This is a genomic window from Roseiarcus sp., from assembly GCF_052145395.1.
Lineage (GTDB): Bacteria > Pseudomonadota > Alphaproteobacteria > Rhizobiales > Beijerinckiaceae > Roseiarcus.
This window is the reverse complement of record NZ_JBKQOT010000304.1, coordinates 1-2706: the sequence shown is the minus strand read 5'-3', so window position 1 is coordinate 2706 and position 2706 is coordinate 1. Positions and strand designations below refer to the sequence as shown.

Annotated in this window: 3 protein-coding genes; 1 reads left to right on the top strand and 2 read right to left on the bottom strand. The window is 61.3% G+C overall.

Annotated features, from left to right (window positions below; all coding sequences use genetic code 11):
* Together ACLP25_RS10245 and ACLP25_RS10240 are read right to left on the bottom strand one after the other, a co-directional pair.
* The coding region (locus tag ACLP25_RS10245) for an acyl-CoA dehydrogenase family protein (RefSeq protein ID WP_442469090.1) at positions 1–1110 on the bottom strand (1110 nt) is incomplete at its 3' end.
* 306 nt (positions 1111–1416) lie between these two features.
* Entirely contained in the window at positions 1417–2319 is a 903-nt protein-coding gene (locus tag ACLP25_RS10240; protein WP_442469089.1) for a VOC family protein, read from the bottom strand.
* On the opposite strand from ACLP25_RS10240, the gene ACLP25_RS10235 reads away from it, so the two are divergent.
* A partial coding sequence (locus ACLP25_RS10235) for a hypothetical protein (RefSeq protein WP_442469088.1) occupies positions 2309–2706 on the top strand: 398 nt, incomplete at its 3' end. The two genes, ACLP25_RS10240 and ACLP25_RS10235, sit on opposite strands and share 11 nt — an antisense overlap.

Genomic DNA, 2706 nt, shown 5'->3' with positions numbered 1-2706 from the left:
GGAGAGCGCAGCCCAAATCATCAAGGCGCGCGCCGCTTCGTTGAAGGCGCGGATCTCGAGCAGCATGCGCCGGACGTCGGGATGCACCAGGATGGGATCGGCAGGTTTGCCAGGCTCCTTGGCGCCGGTCAGCGAGCGGCCCTGCAGGCGATCCTTGGCGTAGCCGGCCGCGTTCTGGTAGGCGACCTCGGATTGCGCCAGACCTTGCACGGCGACATCGAGGCGGGCGCTGTTCATCATCACGAACATCGCATTGAGTCCACGATTTTCCTCGCCGACGAGCCACCCCTTGGCGCCGTCATAATTCATTACGCAGGTCGAATTGCCGTGGATGCCCATCTTGTGTTCGATTGATCCGCAGGAGACACTGTTTGGCTCACCCAACGATCCGTCGTCGTTGACCAGCACCTTCGGGACGAGAAACAGCGAAATGCCCTTGACGCCGGCGGGGGCGCCCTCGATACGCGCGAGCACGAGGTGAATAATGTTTTCGGCAAGATCATGCTCTCCCGCTGAGATGAAGATTTTCTGGCCCGAGATCGCAAACGAGCCGTCGTCCTGTTGCAGTGCGCGCGTCTTGATGAGGCCGAGATCGGTGCCGCAATGCGGCTCGGTCAGGTTCATCGTGCCGGTCCATTCGCCCGTCGTCATCTTGGGGAGAAATCGGCTCTTCAGCGCGTCATCGCCATGGGCGAGCAATGCGTCCGTCGCGCCTTTGGTCAGGGCCGGATACATGGTGAACGCAAGGTTCGCCGCCAGCGCATATTCGTTGAGCGCGACGCTCAAAAAATGCGGAAGCCCCTGCCCGCCATAGGCGGGTGAGCCGGCAATCCCGACCCAGCCGCCTTCGACATAGGCCTTGTAAGCTTCCCGGAAACCCTTGGGAGTGACGACCGACCCATCCGGAAGCCGTCTGCAGCCTTCCTGATCGCCTGGCAGGTTGAGAGGCTGCAGCACTTCCTCCGCGAGCCTGCCGCCCTCGCTCAGGACTGCCTCGACAACGTCGATTTGGGCGTCGGCGAAGCGCGGTAGGTTCTCATACCGGTGCAATCCGAAGACGTCGGTGAGAAGGAACATCGTGTCGGCCACGGGAGCTTTGTAAATAGGCATGGGACGTGTCCTTAGGAGAGCATGAAACCGGGGTCAGGGTCACGGAGCGTACATTCAAAAACAAAGCATCGGTCGTCATCGAACTCGATCCGCGAACGGGGCGCGCGACCGCGAGATCTTGGCGAGTTCGGCCGTAGACTCAGGCAGAGCCTGATAGGGTCGGCGAAGAGGCCGCGGTCGGCGACCTGGAAAATCAGCGCTTTTTCGACCTTGTTGACGGCGACGATCGACGACGCGGTGATCGAGACCCGCTGAAGCTCAATACAAGTCTCCCAATATCGGCCAAAAGCGACGAGGGTTCGTTGTTCAGCCGGTAGCGAGGTTGAAGGCGAAGTCGGTGCTCCAGGCGTTCAGCTCCGTGTGGCCCCAGCTCCTTGGCTTCATGGGGAGATGCTCATGCCAGGGCCGCGGCTCGCTCATCCCGAGTTCGGGAATGAACGCGTCCATCTCGGTGTAGAACTCGACCATCACCCTGTCGGGGTCGTGGTGGTAAGATGCCACGTTGTGCCCCGCAGTGTGCCGTGACGGGCCCCAGAGAATATTGACGCCGGCCGCGCGCAAGGCGTCGGCGGCGATGCCGTGGCAGGAACTATCCCTGAGCTCGAAGGCGATGTGGTGGACCCGGGATTCCGGCGCCTTCACGAGGTTGACGACGTGGTGCTCGCGGTTGCAGGTGAGGAAATTCGCGATCCCTGCGATGTCGTCGGTGAGAACGAAGCCGAGAAAGTCCTTGAAGAATGCGATCACCTTGTCGCCCTCAGGATTGATGATAGCGACGTGGCCAAGCCGCACGGGCGAGGCGCCGGTTTGCTTGAAGCCAGGAACCGAAGCTTCAATCGCGTCGTAGAACTGAATGACCAAGCCGCCCGGGCCCTCGACCTCGACCAGCTCGGCGACGCCGGGCTGACTGTCGGTCTTGACCGTGGCGGCGAGTCCAGTTTCGCGGACGTCGCGGGCAAAGTCGGCGGTCGTGATGTGGGGCTTAAGCTGAAAGCCCACATGGAGCAGCGCCTTTTGGGCGGCCGGACGCAGAACGAGATCGTGATGGTTGTAGCCAACCGACAGATAGACCGAACCGTCGTCTCCGAGCGCGACCTCGGTCATGCCGAGATTTTGCAGATAGTGCTGCTTCGCCCGTTCGATGTCCGGCGTCCCGAGCGCGACATATCCGAGTTGGAACACTTTTGGATCGAATTTCTTGCTTTGCATGGGCTCCTCCTGTATAAACCGTGAAGTCTTCAACTGCGGTCATCGTCCGGCGCCGCCAATCGTCGAGCAGAGCGTTGAGCTCAGCGCCGTTCCGAGCGCCGCCCTGTACGTAGAAGTCAGGCCGCACGAACACGGCCTCGCATCCCAACTGCTCCAGCCACTGACCATAGCGACCTGTTACGTCACGAACCTCGCCCGGCGAGAAATCCACGAGCCCGGCATTCCAGCCTACCAAACCTTTGTGGTTCTCATCACTGATGGAGCACAGAATCGAAGAGTTCCGCGCAATGACGGCGAAGCGCACGCCGATCAGGTCGTCGAACAAGCCTCGCCGCCCGTCGATCTCGATCTCGCTTTGAATGCTGAGCAGCCCGCCGCCGGGAGCTT